Source organism: Paraburkholderia rhizosphaerae (assembly GCF_004366595.1).
Taxonomy (GTDB): Bacteria; Pseudomonadota; Gammaproteobacteria; order Burkholderiales; family Burkholderiaceae; genus Paraburkholderia; species Paraburkholderia rhizosphaerae.
The window spans coordinates 1-17,850 of sequence record NZ_SORE01000031.1 but is presented as its reverse complement, the minus strand read 5'-3'; the positions used below and the strand labels follow the sequence as shown (position 1 = coordinate 17,850).

General features: G+C 60.3%; 19 protein-coding genes. 5 read left to right on the top strand and 14 right to left on the bottom strand.

What is annotated here, in order from left to right:
* Positions 1 to 11: 11 nt before the first annotated feature.
* The 10 genes from doeB to BX592_RS29175 form a co-directional block, all read right to left on the bottom strand.
* Positions 12 to 1,085, bottom strand: a complete 1,074-nt coding sequence (gene doeB / locus BX592_RS29220; RefSeq protein ID WP_134196773.1) for a N(2)-acetyl-L-2,4-diaminobutanoate deacetylase DoeB — start codon at positions 1,083 to 1,085, stop codon at positions 12 to 14.
* 3 nt (positions 1,086 to 1,088) lie between these two features.
* Positions 1,089 to 2,309: an ectoine hydrolase DoeA gene (gene doeA, locus BX592_RS29215; protein ID WP_134196772.1), complete on the bottom strand. Its 1,221-nt coding sequence runs from the start codon at positions 2,307 to 2,309 to the stop codon at positions 1,089 to 1,091.
* A 9-nt stretch (positions 2,310 to 2,318) separates the two neighbouring features.
* Positions 2,319 to 3,320, bottom strand: coding sequence for a cyclodeaminase (locus BX592_RS29210; protein ID WP_134196771.1), 1,002 nt, complete (start codon positions 3,318 to 3,320; stop codon positions 2,319 to 2,321).
* A gap of 15 nt (positions 3,321 to 3,335) precedes the next feature.
* Entirely contained in the window at positions 3,336 to 4,310 is a 975-nt protein-coding gene (gene eutB / locus BX592_RS29205) for a hydroxyectoine utilization dehydratase EutB (protein WP_134196770.1), read from the bottom strand.
* A 191-nt stretch (positions 4,311 to 4,501) separates the two neighbouring features.
* A complete protein-coding gene (ehuR, locus tag BX592_RS29200) occupies positions 4,502 to 5,899 on the bottom strand; it encodes a MocR-like ectoine utilization transcription factor EhuR (RefSeq protein WP_134196769.1) in 1,398 nt (465 codons plus the stop codon).
* A 249-nt stretch (positions 5,900 to 6,148) separates the two neighbouring features.
* On the bottom strand, positions 6,149 to 7,552 hold the full coding sequence (locus BX592_RS29195; protein ID WP_134196768.1) for an MFS transporter: 1,404 nt from the start codon (positions 7,550 to 7,552) through the stop codon (positions 6,149 to 6,151).
* Positions 7,553 to 7,700: 148 nt separating this feature from the next.
* Entirely contained in the window at positions 7,701 to 8,465 is a 765-nt protein-coding gene (locus BX592_RS29190) for a phosphocholine cytidylyltransferase family protein (RefSeq protein WP_134196767.1), read from the bottom strand.
* Between the two features lie 33 nt (positions 8,466 to 8,498).
* Positions 8,499 to 9,503, bottom strand: a complete 1,005-nt coding sequence (locus tag BX592_RS29185) for a flippase-like domain-containing protein (RefSeq protein ID WP_134196766.1) — start codon at positions 9,501 to 9,503, stop codon at positions 8,499 to 8,501.
* Positions 9,500 to 10,324: a HalD/BesD family halogenase gene (locus tag BX592_RS29180; protein WP_134196765.1), complete on the bottom strand. Its 825-nt coding sequence runs from the start codon at positions 10,322 to 10,324 to the stop codon at positions 9,500 to 9,502. Before BX592_RS29180 ends, BX592_RS29185 begins: the two co-directional genes overlap by 4 nt.
* On the bottom strand, positions 10,321 to 11,031 hold the full coding sequence (locus BX592_RS29175) for a CDP-alcohol phosphatidyltransferase family protein (protein WP_134196813.1): 711 nt from the start codon (positions 11,029 to 11,031) through the stop codon (positions 10,321 to 10,323). Before BX592_RS29175 ends, BX592_RS29180 begins: the two co-directional genes overlap by 4 nt.
* Positions 11,032 to 11,264: 233 nt before the next feature.
* On the opposite strand from BX592_RS29175, the gene BX592_RS29170 reads away from it, so the two are divergent.
* The 5 genes from BX592_RS29170 (at position 11,265) to BX592_RS29150 (ending at position 15,282) form a co-directional block, all read left to right on the top strand.
* On the top strand, positions 11,265 to 11,699 hold the full coding sequence (locus BX592_RS29170) for a hypothetical protein (RefSeq protein WP_134196764.1): 435 nt from the start codon (positions 11,265 to 11,267) through the stop codon (positions 11,697 to 11,699).
* A gap of 250 nt (positions 11,700 to 11,949) precedes the next feature.
* Positions 11,950 to 12,378 carry an HIT family protein gene (locus tag BX592_RS29165; protein WP_134196763.1) on the top strand — a complete coding sequence of 143 codons (429 nt, stop codon included), beginning with the start codon at positions 11,950 to 11,952 and terminating at the stop codon, positions 12,376 to 12,378.
* Between the two features lie 566 nt (positions 12,379 to 12,944).
* Positions 12,945 to 14,096 (top strand): porin, encoded by a 1,152-nt coding sequence (locus BX592_RS29160; RefSeq protein ID WP_134196762.1) that lies wholly within the window; start codon positions 12,945 to 12,947, stop codon positions 14,094 to 14,096.
* A gap of 314 nt (positions 14,097 to 14,410) precedes the next feature.
* Positions 14,411 to 14,749: a sugar ABC transporter ATPase gene (locus BX592_RS29155; protein ID WP_134196761.1), complete on the top strand. Its 339-nt coding sequence runs from the start codon at positions 14,411 to 14,413 to the stop codon at positions 14,747 to 14,749.
* Complete coding sequence (locus BX592_RS29150) at positions 14,749 to 15,282, top strand: metal-dependent hydrolase (protein ID WP_134196760.1); 534 nt, start codon at positions 14,749 to 14,751, stop codon at positions 15,280 to 15,282. The genes BX592_RS29155 and BX592_RS29150 overlap by 1 nt, the downstream gene beginning before the upstream one ends.
* On the opposite strand, the gene BX592_RS29145 is transcribed toward BX592_RS29150, so the two are convergent.
* The 4 genes from BX592_RS29145 to BX592_RS29130 form a co-directional block, all read right to left on the bottom strand.
* On the bottom strand, positions 15,279 to 15,566 hold the full coding sequence (locus BX592_RS29145) for a hypothetical protein (protein ID WP_134196759.1): 288 nt from the start codon (positions 15,564 to 15,566) through the stop codon (positions 15,279 to 15,281). The genes BX592_RS29150 and BX592_RS29145 overlap by 4 nt on opposite strands.
* A gap of 454 nt (positions 15,567 to 16,020) precedes the next feature.
* Complete coding sequence (locus BX592_RS29140) at positions 16,021 to 16,935, bottom strand: hypothetical protein (protein WP_134196758.1); 915 nt, start codon at positions 16,933 to 16,935, stop codon at positions 16,021 to 16,023.
* The gene (locus tag BX592_RS29135; RefSeq protein WP_243849782.1) at positions 16,932 to 17,666 is read right to left on the bottom strand and encodes a glycoside hydrolase family 19 protein; all 735 of its coding nucleotides are present in this window, start codon (positions 17,664 to 17,666) and stop codon (positions 16,932 to 16,934) included. The genes BX592_RS29140 and BX592_RS29135 overlap by 4 nt, the downstream gene beginning before the upstream one ends.
* 4 nt (positions 17,667 to 17,670) lie before the next feature.
* Positions 17,671 to 17,850: hypothetical protein (locus BX592_RS29130; RefSeq protein ID WP_243849781.1), on the bottom strand; the 180-nt coding region annotated here is incomplete at its 5' end.

Genomic DNA, 17,850 nt, shown 5'->3' with positions numbered 1-17,850 from the left:
CGTCCTCGTCCTCATCCGTGGATTGCGCTATGTTGCGCCGCGCCATGCGTGACCGGAATGCCTTTCTCGACGACATCGGCAACCACGGCCACCGTATCGCCGATATGCACAAGCCCCGGAAAATGCCGCGCGGCCAGCAGGCCACCGCGGCGCGCGCGGTATTCGACAGGCATTGCACCGCTACGCGTCGCATCGTAGATGCGCGCGATTACGTCCCCCGTTTCAACCGTGTCGCCGAGGTCCTTGCAAAGTTCGAGCAAGCCATCGTGTTCGCTGATCGTGTAGCAACTGCCGTCGGGCATGTCGAGCAACGTGGTCGTGCGCGCGGCGGTATCCGGCACGTGTGTTTTCACGCACTGCGAGTTCCAGGCGAGCACGCCCGCATGCGCAAGAAACCCATAGATGCCCCGCACCGCCACAGCGACGCTTTCGACCGTCGCCGTGCCGCCGCCGCCCAACTCGGTCGATACGAACACCTTCCCCGCTTCCTCGACAGCACTGTCGAACAAGCCGATGCTGTCGAGTTCGAGCATCCGCATCGAGTACGGCGCGCCGAACGCATGCATCGCCGCTTCGCAGCGAGCCTGCTGTGCGGCGTCCTCAAGGACGTGGATCGCGGCAAACGGCACAAAGTCGAGCGTACGCCCGCCGGCATGCAGATCCAGCACATAGTCAGCAAGCGGTAGCAGATAGCGCTGGAAGTAGTCAGCGATCTTCTCGGTCACCGTGCCGTCCGGCTTGCCCGGAAAACTGCGATTCAGATTGCCGCGATCGATCGGCGACGTGCGCGTCCCGGCACGAAACGCCGGGTAATTCATATACGGCACGATGATCACGCGGCCCTTCACGTCGGTGGTCTTCAGCGTCGCGGCCAGTTTCGCGAGCGCGATCGGCCCTTCGTACTCGTCGCCGTGATTACCGCCCGTCAATAGCACGGTCGGCCCGTCGCCGCGCCGGATCACGGTAACCGGAATCATCACCGCACCCCACGCGGACGTATCGTGCGAATACGGCAGCTTCAGAAAGCCGTGCTGCTCGCCGTCGGCATTAAAATCGACAGTGGCCTGAATCGGCGATGGCCTCATGGGCTACTCCTTCACAAACAGCTTGCGCGGCGTATTGCAGAACGTCTCGACGCCGGTATCGGTAATCAGGATGCTTTCGGTAATTTCGAGGCCCCAGTCGTCGAGCCACAATCCGGGCATGAAGTGAAACGTCATGCCCGCTTCGAGGACAGTCTTGTCCCCCGGACGCAGGCTCATCGTGCGCTCGCCCCAGTCCGGCGGATAGCTCGCGCCGATCGGATAGCCGCAGCGGCTGTTCTTTTCGATGCCCGCCTTGCGCAATACCGCGAAAAACGCGTTCGCAATGTCTTCGCAGGTATTGCCAGGCTTCGCCGCGGCGAGCCCTGCCTCGATGCCATCGACCACCGCACGCTCGCCGTTTAAGAAATGCCGCGGTGGTTTGCCAAGAAACACCGTGCGCGACTGCGGACAGTGATAGCGCTTGAAGCAGCCGGCGATTTCGAAGAACGTGCCCGCACCATTGCGCAACGGCGTATCGTCCCAGGTCAGGTGCGGTGCGGCCGCGTCCGCGCCGGTCGGCAGCAGCGGCACGATTGCCGGATAGTCGCCGCCGTGCCCGTCAACACCGGTAATGCCGGTCGCATAGATATCGGCCACCAGATCGCTCTTGCGCATGCCCGGCTCGATCCGCTCGACAATCCGCGCATGCATTTTCTCGACAATTCGCGCGGCCACGCGCATATATTCGATTTCGCGCGGCGACTTCACCGCGCGCTGCCAGTTCACCAGCGCGGTCGCGTCATGCCACTTGGCATTCGGCAGGTTTTGCACGAGTGATCCGTACGCGGCCGCGCTGAAGTAGTAGTTATCCATCTCGACGCCGATCTGCACGGACTGCCAGCCACGCGCCGCGATCACTTCGCGTGCGAGATAGTCCATCGGATGACGCTCGGTCGATTGCACGTAATGATCCGGATAACCAACAATATTCTCGCGCCGCATGAACACGGTGCGTAGCGCGCCGTTTGCATCCTGACCACGGCCGAACCACACCGGTTCGCCATCGAGCGCGAGCAGCACGCACTGGTGCACATAGAACGACCAGCCGTCGTAGCCGGTTAGCCACGCCATATTGGTCGGGTCGCTGACAATCAACAGATCGATGCCCGCCATCTGCATCGCGCGGCGCGTCTTTGCGATCCGCGCGTCGTATTCGGCCCGCTCGAACGGTAGTCGTACGACAGGCGCCGCGGCCTGTCTTTCCAGTTGTGTCGATTCCGCCATTGTCTCCTCTCAGCGTGTTGCTTCGTTACGGAAAAGGGTGCCGGCACCGGCAGACTGAGCACGCGCAAGCGCGAGCGCCGCGATCGCGGTGTCCTGCGCACCGGTGCCGGTCAGATCACACAGCGTGATCTCATCGTCGTTCGCGCGACCACGCGTAGTACCCGCAATCACCTGCCCGAGTTCGGTAAAGGTTGCGCGCGCATCCAATGCGCCGGCTTCGAGCGCGTGATGCAACTCGCCGAGCACGCGCGTTTGCGATACGCGATCGCACACATAGCGGACCGCTGCGAGCACCTCAGGCGCGATTTCGTTTTTATGCTCCGCGTCCGAACCCATTGCAGTGATGTGCAAACCCGGATGCAGATCGGCCGCTTGAATCAGAGGCTCGGTGCTTGGCGTCGTCGTGATCGCAATGTCCGCTTCAGCAAGCGCGTGATGCGGGTCGCGCGCGACATCGCAGGCGACCTTCATCCGCGCGGACAGATCGGCTGCGAAGCGCTCGGCGTTGTTGCGCTTGCGCGCCCATACGGTCACGCGTTCGAACGGCCGCACCAGCGAGAGCGCCTGCAACTGCAAGCGGGCCTGCTCGCCCGCGCCAAGCACCGCGACATGCGGCGTAGCGCGCTTCGCAAGCCAGCGCGCGGCGACCGCACCGGCCGCCGCGGTGCGCACCGCCGTCAGGTAGCCGTTATCCAGCAACACGGCTTGCGTCAATCCGGTCCTGGCCGACAACACGAGCATCAGGCCGTTCAAACTCGGCAGGCCAAGCGACGGGTTGTCGAAGAAACCCGGGCTGACCTTGATCGCAAAGCTATCGAAGCGCGGCAAATACGCAGTCTTTACGTCAACCTCGCCGTGATGCTCAGGCAGATCGAGCCGCAGGATCGGCGGCATCGCGACTGCTTCGGTTGCCAGCGCCGCAAACGCGGCTTCGACCTGGTCGATCGCGGCGAGATCGAGTGGCACGAGTTCACGAAGCTGTGCTTCGCCTAGCAAGGTAATGGCTGTCATGTCGGATGTCCCGCGTCAGGCCGCGTCGATCACGCGGCGATGCTGGTCGATATCGATGTTCGCGCCGGTCACGATCAGCACGACCGGTCCGCGTTGCAATGACTGCTCCGGCAATGCGCGATCGAGCAGCGCCGCGATGCCGATGGCCGCCGCGCCTTCGACTACGAGCCGTTCCTGCCGATACGCATGCACGATCCCGCGCGCGATCGATGCCTCGTCGAGCAGGATCAACGCGTCGATCAGATCGCGCGTCATCGCGAACGTGTAACGGTTTTCAAGGCCAATCCCGCCGCCCAGCGAATCGGCAAGCGTCGCCTGTTCGTCGACCTGCACGGGACGGCCGGCATCAAGGCTTGCATGCATTGCGGCGCCGCGCTCCATCGTCACACCGGTCAGCCGCACCTTGGGGCTCACCTGCTTCGCGGCAAACGCGACGCCGGCAAAGAGGCCACCGCCCGACAACGGCACGACGATGTTCGCGACATCCGGCAGCGCTTCGAGTATCTCGACGCCTAGCGTTGCCTGCCCCGCGATCACATCGATGTGATCGAACGGCGGCACATACGCATACCCTTCGTCTCGCGTGAGGCGCAATGCTTCATGTTCCGCATCGTCCTGACTGTTGCCGACGATATGCGCGCGTGCGCCGAGCGCGCGCACCGCTTCCACCTTGTTGTCCGGCACCAGCGATGACATGCACACCGTCGTTTCCATGCCGAACGTGCGTGCCGCATACGCGACCGCGCGTCCGTGATTGCCGGTCGACGCGGTTACGACACGCTTGCAACCTTGATCGGCAAGACGGGCAACGGCGTGCGTCGCGCCGCGCAGCTTGAAACTACCGGTCGGCTGCACAGTCTCCAGTTTCAGATAGACAGGGGTGCGCGCGAGCGCCGATAGTGAAGGCGATTCGACGAGCGGCGTACGGCATACTCGCCCTTCGATACGACGGCGCGCGCGATAAACATCGGCAAGCGTGAGAACGGACATGGGCCTCGAACCAGCATTCGAACTTTCATGATGCCGATGCGCGAGGCCGCCGAAGCCACATCAGGCGACTTCGATCGAACAGTCGCATCGGTGCACAGAAGCCCAGTCTAATGAGCCACAATTTGATTTTCATTGTCCTGGTACATTTCAGCGACATCCGCTGAAGTGGGCATCGAATTCAGCAGCGGAATTCAGCCGAAATCATGCACCTGCGGAAATTGCTCGAATACGTCACGCATCGTTTCGAGCGCATCGCGATACGTGTTGTCGCTGACTTCCGCGCCGACGCACAAACGCACCGCATTCGGCCGATCGGCGCCGCGCACGAGAAACGGGTCCGGCGATGTCACCGCGATGTCCCGGTTGCGCAATTCGCGCACGAGCCGCTCGGCCTGCCAGTGGTCCGGCACGCGAAGCCATGCGGACAACGCATGCGGATGCGCACCGAGCAGATAGTCGCCCAGTACCTGCTGCAACGCAGCCTGACGCTTCGCGAGCCGATCGCGCTGAACCTGCACGAGACGCGCAGCGGTACCGTCGTTAATCCATCGCGTCGCGACTTCGGCCATCGGCGACGTGGCCATCCAGCTGCTCACGCGCAACACGCTTTCAACGCGCAACGCGAGACGCCGCGGCGTCGTCAGATAGCCGACGCGCAAACCCGCGAGCACCGACTTGGTCATGCTCGTGCAGTAGAACGACAACTCGGGAATCAGGCTGGAGATCGGCGGAATCGGCTTGGCCGGAAGCGGACCGTAGACATCGTCCTCGATCACATATACGCCGTAGCGCTCCGCGATACGCGCAATCGCGCGACGGCGTGATTCCGGCATCAGCGCCACGGTCGGGTTGTTTAATGTCGGCGTGCAGACGAGCGCGGTAATGCGCTCGCTGTCGCACATCTCTTCGAAGTGTTCAGGATGCAACCCGTACTCGTCGATTTCGAGTCCCTTCAGCGTAAAGCCGAGCACGTTCGCCGAGCCGATCACGCCATGGTCCGTCAGACTCTCGCACAGAACCGTGTCGCCCGGCCCGACAAGCGATGCGAGCGCAAGGAAAATGCCGTGCGCCGCGCCATTCGTGACCAGCAGCGTATCGATCGACGCGGGCATGCCAAGTGTCGCGAGCCAGTCGATGCCCGCCTGACGGTGATGCTCAAAGCCCGCAATCGGCCGGAATGCGCGTATCCACGGCTGGTCCTCGGCCGCGGCAAGTGCGGCGCAAACCTTGCGCCACATCGCATCGTGTTCCGGCGTGTGGATAATGCGCGCAATCGAAAAGTCGACGACAGACCGTTCCGCGGTGTCGAGCATATAACTCGACATCGCCTCCGTCACCCGTTCAGCGACGAAACTGCCGCGCCCGACCTCGCAGCGGATCAGCCCTTGCCGCTCCAGTTCCTTATACGCATTGGTGACCGTCTGCACGCTGATCGACAGTTCCGATGCGACATCGCGCTGCGGCGGCAAGCGGGTGCCCGCCGATAACTCCTCGCTTTCAATATCGCCGGCGATCGCCTTGACCAGCCGTTTGTATTTCGATTCAACACCGTGTACCGCACGTACAGCCTCTCGCCATTGCTCGATCAAGTCGTTCTCCCTTGCTCTCCCCACCTTGCATAGTGCGATGAAATAGCGCTGGAAAAGAATTGTCCTAGTGCAATTCAGACGAAAAATCTGGCTTTATAAAGTCCGATTGCTCACAGATACGGCGGCGTCAAGGCGCGGTGACGGACTGAATCGGACAAAGGGACGCGACGCAATTGAACCGGTTCAAACGACACGGCGCATACCGCGTGCCGCATCGCGGTCGTTTTTTGCTTGCGCTTGTTTACCGGGCTACGCCGCGCCCCGTTTGCCGCGCGCGAGTTCGTCGCCGGTGCCCTGCGGCAGGCGCCGGGTAATTGGAATGGATGCGCACGAGAACAGGCCGATCACGAAAAAGGCTGGCCAGAAGTCGGACCAGACGATCGTCTTGTGGCCTTGCAGCACATGTGAAACCTGCAGCACGATACCGGCGATCGTCACGCCGAGCCCCAGCGACAGTTGCTGGATTACGCTCGACACGCCGGTCGCCCGGCCGATATCGCGGGTCGGAATATCGGCATACGCAAGCGAGTTCAGCGACGTGAACTGCAGCGAAGGAAAGATCCCGCCCACCAGCACGATGCACCAGATCAACCAATGCGGCATTCCCGGAAAGAACAGTCCGTAGACCGCGATCGCACAGCCGGCGAACACCGCGTTGACCATCAGCACCGAGCGAAAACCGAAGCGCGCGAGCACCCGCAGCGCGATCGTCTTCATAAAGATCGCGCCAAATGCGGACGCACAGGTAATCGAACCGGACTTGAACGCGGTCATCCCGAGCCCTTCCTGCAACGCTAGCGGCAGCAGAAACGGCACCGCGCCGAGACCGATGCGAAACAGCGATCCGCCTACGACGCTCGCGTGAAAAGACGGAATTCGAAGCAATCGCAGATCGAGCACCGGCGCTGCGACGCGGCTCGCATACAGCCAATAGACGAATAGCAGCGCGGCGCCCAGCGCGCACATGACGAACATCGCGCTGCCCGATACGAGGCCGCTGCCGATTAGCGACAAACCGAGCATCAGCAGCGCCGCGCCACTGGCCGACAACGCAAAGCCAAACCAGTCGAGCGGCCCCGGATGCGGCTCACGCAGGTTCTGGATATGACGGTTCGTGAGCCAGATGCCGAGGATGCCGATCGGCACGTTGACGAAGAAAATCAGCCGCCAGTGCAGATACGTCGTGATAAAGCCGCCGATCGGCGGCCCGATCACCGGCCCGAGCAGCGCGGGCACGGTCAGATAGTTGACCGCGCGAATGAAGTCCGACTTCGGCATCGAACGGAAGATGATGATGCGCCCGACCGGCACCATCAGCGCGCCGCCGACCCCTTGCACAAAACGCGCGGCGACGAGCGTCGCCAGCGACGTGGAAGCCGCGCACATCAGCGAGCCGGCCACGAAAATGCCGATCGCCGTGCGAAACACCGTGCGTGAGCCGAAGCGGTCGGCCACCCAGCCGCAGATCGGAATGAATACGCCAAGGCCGATCACGTAGCTCGTGACTGCCAGTTTCAGCGTGATCGGGTCGGTGCCGAAGTCGCGCGCGATCACCGGCAGCGAGGTGACGATGACCGTCGAATCCACGTTCTCCATGAACATCGCGCACGCGACGATCAAAGGAACGATAAAGGCGCCTAAGGCAAGAGGCATAACGGACGAAGCGGCCACCGCAGACGGCGGCGTATTGGAACGCGGTTCACGACCACCGCTAACCGGTCACGATACCGCGCGGCGAAACACCGCGCCGGCGCGCACCGCGCGGCGCGACTGATGCAAACAAAGCACGCAAATAAAGCGTCTAGCGCGACGCGCCGACCAGCGGTTGCAGCAACGGCAGAATCTCGGCGCTGGCGCGCTCGACGTCGTTCGGGAAGTCGATTTCGATCCACGGTGCACCGGTCACGTCCGCTGTTTCGAACACCTGGCTGCGTTCGAGCAGCAGATCGCGCACCGCTTCTTCGTGCGGCAGGTTCGCACGACCGCTATCGATATAGCCGGCGACGATCTGGGCGAAGCGCTGTGCGGCCGCTTCGCGGAAACGGAAGAACCCGACCGACTCGCCGATCGTGTCATAAGCGAGATTCGCCGCCACTTGCTTGCGCAATTCGACCGGCACGCCGTCTTTCAGGCACAGCTTCACCGGTTCGTCGCCCGTTTCGAAATCGCGGTCGATCAGCAGCCGGTTTGCTTCAGTGCCCGCAACCAGCGCGGCCAGAATGCGCTCGTCGTACAGCACGTCCGCGTCCATCAGCAGCACATCGCCGCCGCGCGTCAGCGCGTCGGCGACCGTATGCACGGTCAGAACACTGCCCAGGTCATAGCGCGGGTTCAGCATGATCTCGACTGGCCGGGGCCAGCCGATCCGCTTCAATTCGGCTTCCACCAACTCGGGCTGAAAACCCAGCGCGAGCACGACTTCGTGCACGCCCGCCGCATCGAGCATCTGCAAGTGGCGTTCGAGCAGCGTCATGCCGTCGAAGCGCAGCAGGCACTTCGGAAACTGTTCGCCGGGTTGCTGCTGAAGACGCAGGCCCAAGCCCGCGGCAAGAATGATGGCGCGCATTCGCGGTTCTTCCTGTTCTGGTTTTCGGGTAATTCAATCGGTGGCCGGCAGGCGTGTTGCGCGCCGCCGTTGCCAGCTTCTTTCGCTGAAATGCAGGTAGAGCAGACCCGGCAGGCCAAGCAGCAGCTCACGCGCGCGCTTGACGAGCGACAGCGCGAGCGCTGCTTCCGGCGGCAGCCCGACCAGCGGCGCGAGCAGCAGATAGCCGCCCTCCTGAACGCCAAGCGAGCCGGGAATCGCAAACGCCGCGCCGCGGATCGCCTGGCCAATGCTTTCGAGCAGCAACGCGTCGATCCAGCCGACCGGGTGGCCGAGAAAGCGCAGCGCAAGCCACACCTCAGCGGTACCGACAATCCAGCCCGCCAGGCTCAATGCGAAACTCGCGGCGACGCGACGGCGCTCGCTGTACAGCGCGTGCACGGCCGCGTCGACCGCATCGGCGCGCGTCGTCAGCGACGACCAGTCGCGCTTGCCGAACACCTTCGACACCGTGCGCAGCGCACGTCCAAATAGCCCGCGACGCTGCGCCAGATAAAAGCCGACGACCATCGCGCCGAGCACCGCGGTCGCGATGATCGCCGCGGTCTGCAGGTTATGGAATGCGCCGTGCGACGCGGATGCGCCGAACAGTAAAAGCCCGAGCATCGCAAAGACGATCTGCGCGATCGCCTGCAACGTCGTGCTGACCGTGATCGCCGCGGCGGCATCGCGCATCTGCATCCCACGTTGGGCGAGCTGGCGCACCATCATCACCGGACCGCCGATCTGGCCGGCCGGCAACAGGCTGTTCACCGATTCGCCGATCCAGCGAGCGAACACCGCATCGCGCTCGGTGAGCGAATCGCGACGCTTGTCGAACAGTACGGAAATCGCCCCCGCGTCGAGCGCGAGCGGTAGCAGATGCAACGCGGCAACCAGCCCGAGCCCCCAGCCCGCGGCGAGCAGCGTCGATGCAACCGAACCGAAGCCCTGCCATGCGAGCAGCGCGACAAACAGCGCGCCGCCGATCGTCAACAGGATCATGGCCGCCCGGCTCACGCGCGCTCCCGGCTTTTGCGTTTCGCGAACTGGCTGAATACCTGGCGGAAACCGAAATACGCGATCGCGTCTTTCAGGTTCGAGATCACGCGACGCCACGGCCGCATGTTCGGATCGGTCACGTATTCGAAGGTCAGCGACACGCGCATTTCGTTTTCGCGCGCCGGCGTGATGCGGTGGCGCAGCTTGTCGCCGTCGAAAAACACGAGACCGCCGGGCGGAATCTGCACCGAACCGGGCACATCGGCCACGTCCGGGTTGCGGGTGTGCAGTTCGTAGTCGAGCCGGCACGACGATTCGTCGATCACGCCGAGCAGCAACGTATACCTCCGGCCGTCGTAGTACGACGTGTCATAGTGCCAGCCGATATGGTCGCCCGCGCGCGTGTAGTAATACAGCGCGTACGCATGCGGATCGTCCGCCGGCGACACCAGCAGTTTGTCGCCGGTCAGTTGCTCCAGCCAGCCGATCAGTTCCTTCGACCGGTATAAGTCGGCGATGAACGGCGCAAGCCGGTCGATCGTATGACGGCTCACGCTGCCGCCCTGCTTGTGGCCCGGCAGATAGTTGCGGTTGACCTCGCCCAGCAGCCCGCGCGCGCTTGCGATTAATTGCGCGGTGACTTCGGGTGCGAGGAAATCGTCGAGGTACAGGAACGCGCCCTGGTCGGCGAACTGCTTGCGCAACTGCGCGTTGTCGAAGGTACGGGTCCGGCTCGCGACCGCCTGATCGGGGTCCGGAACGACCGCTGCCGGCGGCGAGCCGGCAGCGTTATAAGAAGAAGCGTGCTTGGCGACTAAATGTTCGGCTGACGTGCTCATCGGCTAACCCAGATCTGACTGGCTTCCTGCTTCGCTTCGGGCTGAGGACGGCTGCGGCGCACGACGCGCCGATAATCGATCACGACCCACGCCGCAAACAGCGGCGCGCCAATCGACGCGGCGATCAGAAACGGTGCCACACCGCTAAACAGCGTCACGAGCGGCAACAGATACAACACGTCCTCGGTTTCGAAACCGCCGAGCGATGCTTGCTTCGTGCCCGCCTTGCCTTCCATTTCCTCGATTCGCATCCGCAGGAAGAAGATCAGCGCAACCGCAATGCCCGCCACGCAACCGAGCAGAAACGGCGACACGCCAACGCCGATCCATTCGCGCACGCTTGCCACCCGCACGCCATAACCGAGGCCGCCGAACAGCAGCACGGTCACGAGTGCGTCCGATGCGAGATCGTAGAAATGACCGATGCGGCTGCTCTTACCGCTGACGCGTGCCAATTCGCCATCGGTGTGATCGACGAAGTTCGAGATAACGATAAATAACGCGCCGAGATTGACCCACCCATATCCGCCGCGCGCGAGACAAAGCGCACCGATCAGACCGATCAGAAGGCGGACGGTGGTGAGGTGATTCGGTGTCACTCGGGTGTTCACGAGCGGCATGATGAGCCGTCGCGCCAACCTGGCATCCCACATTCTGGGAAGCGGGACGCTTCTCGGCGTTACAGAGGGGTGGTCTTTCGATGTCATAACCCGGCAATATATACGGGATTGCATTTTCATGCTGCGTTTGTCAGAAAACTGTCGGGTTGGGCGGGATCAAACTGACTACGTGCGAAGCAGGGATTGGCAAACCTCGTTACAGTGCCGGGTTTGTTGCCAGATTGTTGTGAAACGCGCGACGGGCTGTCGGCCAACGCGCAAGGCAATTGCAACCTGAAGCACACCCTACGGCGCGCGCCCCGCGCGTCTTCGACAAGAACATGAAACGCTCTTTTTTGCTCTTTTTCGCGGCGCTCGTTGCCGCAGCCGCGCCGCTCGCTTCGCACGCGGCCGAACTGGATGAGGCACTCGCCTGCGGCGAATCCGCGCATCAGTTCATCGGCGATCTCGCGAATCAGCAACTGATCGACCCGGAGCCGATGCGGGTCGAAAGCAACTCGATCAACGCGTTCCAGCCGGCGCGCGGCGAGCGGCTGACGGCTTTCGGATTCACCGCGTTCGCGGTCGTCGGCTTCGAGCAGGACGATCCGCTGTTCAAGAGCGGCAAAGGCGAACCGCTGGCGAAATCCGCGTATGGCGCAGTCGTGTTCGGCAGCGTCGAGAAAGTGCAGGCAGCCGTCACCGCGGCAGGCAGCGCCGCGATCGTGCATCACGTCGGGCCGCATATCACGGCCATTTTCTGCAAGCGGCGCTGACGAGGTTCGACGCAGGCGCCCGCCTCGCGTCCGGTTCGCGCGCTTTTCCACAGGTTCACTGAACAAGACTGTGGAGAACCTGCGCAAACGCGCGCTAAGTCCCGGACCGCAAGTGGATTATTTCGCGCCGCGCACAAACCGTGCAGGCTGCGTGGTGCTTCGCCGGATCAATCGAAGCGCGGCGTCACGTGATGGCGATCGGCTCGTCAGCTAGAATCGTCGCGCCTATCTCCCCTCTCGAGGCCGACTGATGGAATACGATCCGCAAAATCCCTTTGCCCGCATCCTGCGCGGCGAACTGCCGTCGCTGCGTGTATATGAGGACGACTTCACAGTCGCCTTGATGGACATCATGCCGCAAGCCGATGGCCACGTACTGATTCTCACGAAAGAGCCGGTTGCCGAAGTGTTCGAGCTATCGGCCGAAGGCGCAGCCGCTTGCATGCGCACGGCGCGCAGAGTCGCACGCGCGGTCAAGACCGCGCTAAATCCGCCCGGCGTGATGATCGTGCAATTGAATGGCAGCGCCGCGGGCCAGACCGTACCGCACGTGCACTTCCATGTGATTCCTCGCCATGCGGGCCTCGATTTGAAGTTGCACGCCGCCGTGGCCGCCGATATGACGCAGTTGCGGGAGTTCGCCGAACGGATCAAGGCCGCGCTGTCCACTGACGCGTAATCTGCCAGCCGCATTACTTCGCGTTCTGAAAGGCCGTGTTATTTGCGAATATGGCCTTTCAATAACGAAACAAATGCGTATTGCGAAATAATGCCATTCAAACACGCAAAAAAAACGCGGCTCGAAAGCCGCGTGACAAAGTACAGATAAAAAAGACCACCCTTGGTCAAGGGGCAGTTCAATTCTATGCGCAATCGCAGCGATAAGCGACCGCATAAGGTGGAAAACTTCTTTGCGAAAAACCATGCGAATAATTTGCCGCCTTTCCAATTTTCGAATTATTACTTCTCTTTCAGGAAAGCACGTACGTAGCGCTTGAGCAACAAGCTGAAGGTTGACACGCGTTCGAATCGTCAGCGTTGCCACAGATTTTCTCTTTGTTTAAACGTACTTACGACGATTAACCGCGCCATTCCGAATTCCGGAAAGAACTGTTGCGCGATACGCAGTTAAGACATGGAATAAGCAGAATAAACTTCGCCTCGGATCGTCTGTGGGCCGCGCGGAACGGCGGTATGCACAGTTTCAACGCGATTCTCTACGCACTGTCTCGGAGTTTACAAACCATGAAAAAAACAGTTTTCGTTGCGAGCATCATCGGCGCTTTTGCCGCGCCGGCCGTGTACGCGCAGAGCAGCGTGACGCTGTATGGCACGCTGGACGCAGGTCTGGTCTACTCGAACAATCAGCAAGGCCATAGCAACTGGCAGCAGTCGAGTGGCAGCGTCTCGAATACGTATTTCGGCCTGAAAGGCAACGAAGATCTCGGCGGCGGTCTGCATGCGATCTTCACGTTGGAAAGCGGTTTCAACCTGAACAACGGTCAGTTCTCGCAGAGCAACAACCTGTTCAACCGTCAGGCATTCGTCGGTTTGCAGAGCAATCAGTACGGTAGCGTGACGCTCGGCCGTCAGTATGACTCGATGGTCGACTATCTCGCGCCGCTGTCGGAAGCGGGCGGTGGCTACGGCAACAACCTCGCGGCGCACCCGTTCGATAACGACAATCTCGACAATTCGTTCTCGGTGCAGAACTCTGTGAAGTATACGAGCGCGAACTACGCCGGCTTCCAGTTCGGCGGTCTGTATGGCTTCTCGAACCAGGCTGGCGGCTTCTCGCAGAACCGTGCATGGAGTGCGGGCGCTTCGTATAACAATGGTCCGTTGAACGTCGCGGCATCGTACCTGCAGTTGAACAACGCAGGCAGCAACGTGAGCGGTGCGATTTCGGTGCAGAACGGCAACGCGAACATCGCGTCGAATCTGCAACGCACGTTCGGCGCGGGTATCGGCTATACGTACGGCCCGGCAACCGCGAACTTCGTCTATACGCACACGCAGCTGGATGGCGTGCAAGGTATCGACGCCGGTGGCATTCCGCTCGCAGGCGTAACCGGTATGAACCTGCATATGGACAACTATGAAATCAACGGCCGCTATGCGTTGACGCCGGCGTTGAGCCTCAATGCTGCGTACACGTTCACGGATGGCAAGGTGACGGGCACGGCGAACAACGGCGATCCGAAGTGGCATACGGTGTCGCTGATGACCGACTACTCGCTGAGCAAGCGCACTGACGTGTACCTCGAAGGTGTGTATCAACACGCGTCGGGCGAGTTCGGCAACTTCGGTTCGAATGTCGCGACGATCAACACGCTCGAGCCGTCGTCGACCGGCAATCAGGTCGCCGCTGCGGTGGGTCTGCGTCACCGCTTCTAAGCGTCAACACGATTGCGCAGTGCGCGCGGCTGATGAAGGTGGTGTGAAGTTCGATTGAAAGCAGCATGAAATTGAACTGATCACAGATCGCCCATTGTGCTTCGTTTCGAGAAACGCGCGCGTCTTTCCGACGTGCGCGTTTTTTTGTGTCAACACCGCTCAGCGGTTACGGAATGTAAACCACCTAACCGGTCGCCTTGATCGCGTGTGACAATCGCGTTGCTTTTGCAGCGCGAAGTGAAACGCTTCGCACGTGTCAACGCGCTGTGCCTGCGGTTGTCGATGCCGGCACACGCATTCTGGCGAGTCGTACGATGAAAAAACTTTTAACCCTCGCGCCTCTCGTGTTTCTTGCCGCATGCGGTTCGTCTCGCGGTCCCGAATCGGGCGCGGGTTCGGAACCGATGGTCTATGTATCATCTGCTCGCACGAGTTCGGATATTGCGCGCTGTCTCGACAGCCGGCTTTCGCGCGTGCATGCGTCGAAGAACAATGGCTCGACCGAACTGACGATCGGGTCTTCGTCGAACGCGTCATATTTCATCACGCTAACGCCGTCCCGAGGCGCGACGGTGGTGAAGGTGGTGCGTGGCGCGTCGGAAGATCCACCGGAAGAGCAACTGCGTTTCGCGATCGCGCGCTGTACCACGTAGTGGCATCGACGGCTGCTCATCATGCGACCGGTTGGGCTGCTGGCGTGATCGCGGCAGCGCTGGTCGCACATTCGGGTGCGGTTGGGCCTTATCACGTGTGGATTGTCGCGGCGTTTGCCGCTGGGGTCGCGGGTAGCACGGCACCGGATTGGCTTGAAGTGGCGTGGTGGTCGCGCAAACGCCGCTTGTGGATTACGCATCGCACCGCAACGCATTGGGGTGTTGGCTGGATTGTGTTGCTTGCCGGGGCGTATCGGTGGCTCGGGCATGATGCGCTTGCTGCGCCGCTGCTCGGGTTCGCATGCGGCGGCGTGATGCATCTGCTCGCGGACTGGCCGAATCCGCTTGGCGTGCCGTGGATTGCCGGGCGGCATTCATTGAACTGGTGGAATAGCGGGCGTTGCGATGTGCTGGTTGTTGGAGCGTCGTGGGTCAGCGCGTGGTTTGTTGTTGTGCATTTTTCGGCGCATGGGTGGTATGGGTGGCATGCGGTGCCGTGGTTGAGGAAGATTGGCGTGGGTCGATTTATTTAGCGCATCAGGTCCGCGAACGGCACAATGTGCCACTGTTCGAACTCGGGATCGAAGAGCGCAATTTCTTCGGATAGCGAGATATCCCCGACGGTCACCGTCATCGATGCGACCGCACGCGTCACCACCTCGTTCACGCGCCGCGAACTCCATTTCGTCACGTCGCGATGTGCTTCGCGCCATGCGAATAGACCCGCGCGTTCGTGAATCTCGTCAAGCTGATCAAGCGCCTCCTGATCGATCTCGAAGCACGGAGGCGGACTTGAAGCATCTGTGCGGTGAACCATGCGGCGTGAGCATGCGGCTAGACCGCCGTTCTCGCGCAAAAGAATTCGCCCGTCAAGGACTGGCCACCCTAGACGAAGATTTGCGGTGAGTCCTTTTCCATCCGCGGTGCGAAACACCTGCGGGTCGATCGAGCCCGCGTGTGCTACGTCATACCGCCTGCCGAGAAGCGCGTTATATTCGGCTTCGATCAACGCATGGATCGGAGAAATGTAGCAGCCGACGGAGGCGGCGTTTTCGTCGCCATCACCGGCAACCTGGTATGCTCCGTTCTCGCCGGGGCGCGCGAGGACATAGGTTGGGATGAGTGAGAAGTATGGGGCGTGCGGGTTGCTGTGTGGTGTTCGTGTCGGGTTCATTTCGACCTCTGCTTAATGTAACTTTGCCAGGAAAAGTGGCGGATATGAGTTGCCGATGTACGAAAGGACATTGGCTGCCGGACGTATTCGCAAAGTTTCAGTCATCCGGAAATCCCTGCAATAGCAGATTGAATTGAAATGCCTTTGCACTGTCGCTCGATTCCCATCGGCCAGAAAGGCCACCGTGACTTAGGCGTCCGCGGAACGTGCCTGACACACAGCCACCTTGACCGGCGAACTCCCTCAGCGAAATGAATTGATCCTCGTAAATCTCACCACGAAGTTCAATACAGGTGTCCGCGTGTGGTGCATATCGGAAACATCCTGACAAAGCATTCCCCTGACGTTCTATGATCATGCTTGATATTGGATACTTTCCTAACACACCCGAAAATTCATACTGAGCATGGTCGGAGAGTTTGGAAAAACGACGACAAGCAATGGATTCAACCGCCAAATTATCCATTCGATCGGCACGAGGTAAAGCACATATTTCGCCCTTACGTTTTCCGTTAACAGTTGAAATTTTTAAAAATGGATTTGGCCATTGAGATAGGACTGTAGGTGAGGGGCGGGCAATTGAAAATTCACCATAAAGGCGCTCCCAGATTTGTCCGTCGATACGCGACATGTGGAGTTTTATTTTCTTCCCATACCATCGTTTCCCAATGGCACTTGACGAATCCGTGACTGAAAGTCCAAACATGTACGCAGTGTCGTACATCCAATCTCCGCCATTCCACTTTAGCGGAACGACCAGCGTCACCCGATCATTTGTGAAACTTTCACGAATAATTGCGTAGCCATTTTGGTACTTGATGATTGATACGTTCGCCAGTATTCCTTCGTCGCCAATTTTGCCTGAGACAATCTTACCCGCTTGAAGTCGATCGTGGAGCACGCCGTTGCTGTCAATATACAGATTGCAATCAGGGTTCTGATGGTCGCAGTAGACGCCCGCATTTGCCAACGAGGCGTATGTAACGAGCAGCGCGCATAAGAGTGTCTTCATATGCATCGCCTCAAGATTATCGCGAATTTTTCCGCGTATTCAGCGAGAATTATGTTTTTGTCTATCCCATTAATTATTTTTCGCGCGTTCTTGTAATCAAAATTATTGATAAACATGAAATCGGCGAGTTTTTTCCCGGTGAATGCGCCCGTCAACATACCTTCGATCATGATTGAAGTCGCATTCTTCCAATCGAGTGCTGCATCGGGATTAGCCACAAGATCCACGCCTGTTATTTTCGAGAACCTTTCGTAGTTGATTTTCCATGTAATTTGTACTAACCCGCGCCCCCTATATTTGTGCCCATCCCCAATCGCTGTGTTGCCGAAGTTTCGCGCTCTATCGGGTGCTGCGGCTGTGGGCCCGCATCCGTATTGGTGCTCCGCCGTCTCATACGAGATAATTTCAGAAATGGGTCCAAAGAATGCTCCCGCTTGAAAATCATAAGCTTCCACGCGCGCTGTGGCCAACATATAAGCGATGTATTCGATCTTGGAATCCCGATGACAGGACAAATACAGCTCATTGATCCAGTGCAATAAAGCTCGGAGGTTCTCTTCGGATTTTTTCGACAGCGGCGGTAACTTGCTCTTCGGGCTGTTCTCCTTGCTATACCATCCGAAATCGACACTATGGGCAGGCTTGTAAAGGCGGACGAACATGTCGATATCAATCGCCTTCCAGGCTGCAAAATTCCCCACCAGCGCAACCGGATGAATGTGATGCACCACCGGACTATCCGGAAAGCCATCGACCTTGCCCTTCCTGATCCCACCACTGCAGCTTTTTGACTCGCTGCAGTTCGCATTCCCAGTTCTCGCGCGCATTGCGCATCAGCGGCGTGATCGCTTCCCAACGCGCCATGTTGCCGCCCCACTCGCTTTCGTAGCGCAAGACGAGATGCGCGAGTTCGCT

Coding starts and splice junctions, on each gene's coding strand:
- BX592_RS29165 (WP_134196763.1), top strand. CDS start 11,950: ATGGAATACGATCCGCAAAATCCCTTTGCCCGCATCCTGCGCGGCGAA.
- BX592_RS29190 (WP_134196767.1), bottom strand. CDS start 8,465: ATGCGCGCCATCATTCTTGCCGCGGGCTTGGGCCTGCGTCTTCAGCAG.
- BX592_RS29180 (WP_134196765.1), bottom strand. CDS start 10,324: ATGAGCACGTCAGCCGAACATTTAGTCGCCAAGCACGCTTCTTCTTAT.
- BX592_RS29140 (WP_134196758.1), bottom strand. CDS start 16,935: ATGAAGACACTCTTATGCGCGCTGCTCGTTACATACGCCTCGTTGGCA.
- BX592_RS29195 (WP_134196768.1), bottom strand. CDS start 7,552: ATGCCTCTTGCCTTAGGCGCCTTTATCGTTCCTTTGATCGTCGCGTGC.
- BX592_RS29175 (WP_134196813.1), bottom strand. CDS start 11,031: ATGACATCGAAAGACCACCCCTCTGTAACGCCGAGAAGCGTCCCGCTT.
- BX592_RS29170 (WP_134196764.1), top strand. CDS start 11,265: ATGAAACGCTCTTTTTTGCTCTTTTTCGCGGCGCTCGTTGCCGCAGCC.
- BX592_RS29160 (WP_134196762.1), top strand. CDS start 12,945: ATGAAAAAAACAGTTTTCGTTGCGAGCATCATCGGCGCTTTTGCCGCG.
- BX592_RS29145 (WP_134196759.1), bottom strand. CDS start 15,566: ATGGTTCACCGCACAGATGCTTCAAGTCCGCCTCCGTGCTTCGAGATC.
- doeA (WP_134196772.1), bottom strand. CDS start 2,309: ATGGCGGAATCGACACAACTGGAAAGACAGGCCGCGGCGCCTGTCGTA.
- doeB (WP_134196773.1), bottom strand. CDS start 1,085: ATGAGGCCATCGCCGATTCAGGCCACTGTCGATTTTAATGCCGACGGC.
- eutB (WP_134196770.1), bottom strand. CDS start 4,310: ATGTCCGTTCTCACGCTTGCCGATGTTTATCGCGCGCGCCGTCGTATC.
- BX592_RS29155 (WP_134196761.1), top strand. CDS start 14,411: ATGAAAAAACTTTTAACCCTCGCGCCTCTCGTGTTTCTTGCCGCATGC.
- BX592_RS29210 (WP_134196771.1), bottom strand. CDS start 3,320: ATGACAGCCATTACCTTGCTAGGCGAAGCACAGCTTCGTGAACTCGTG.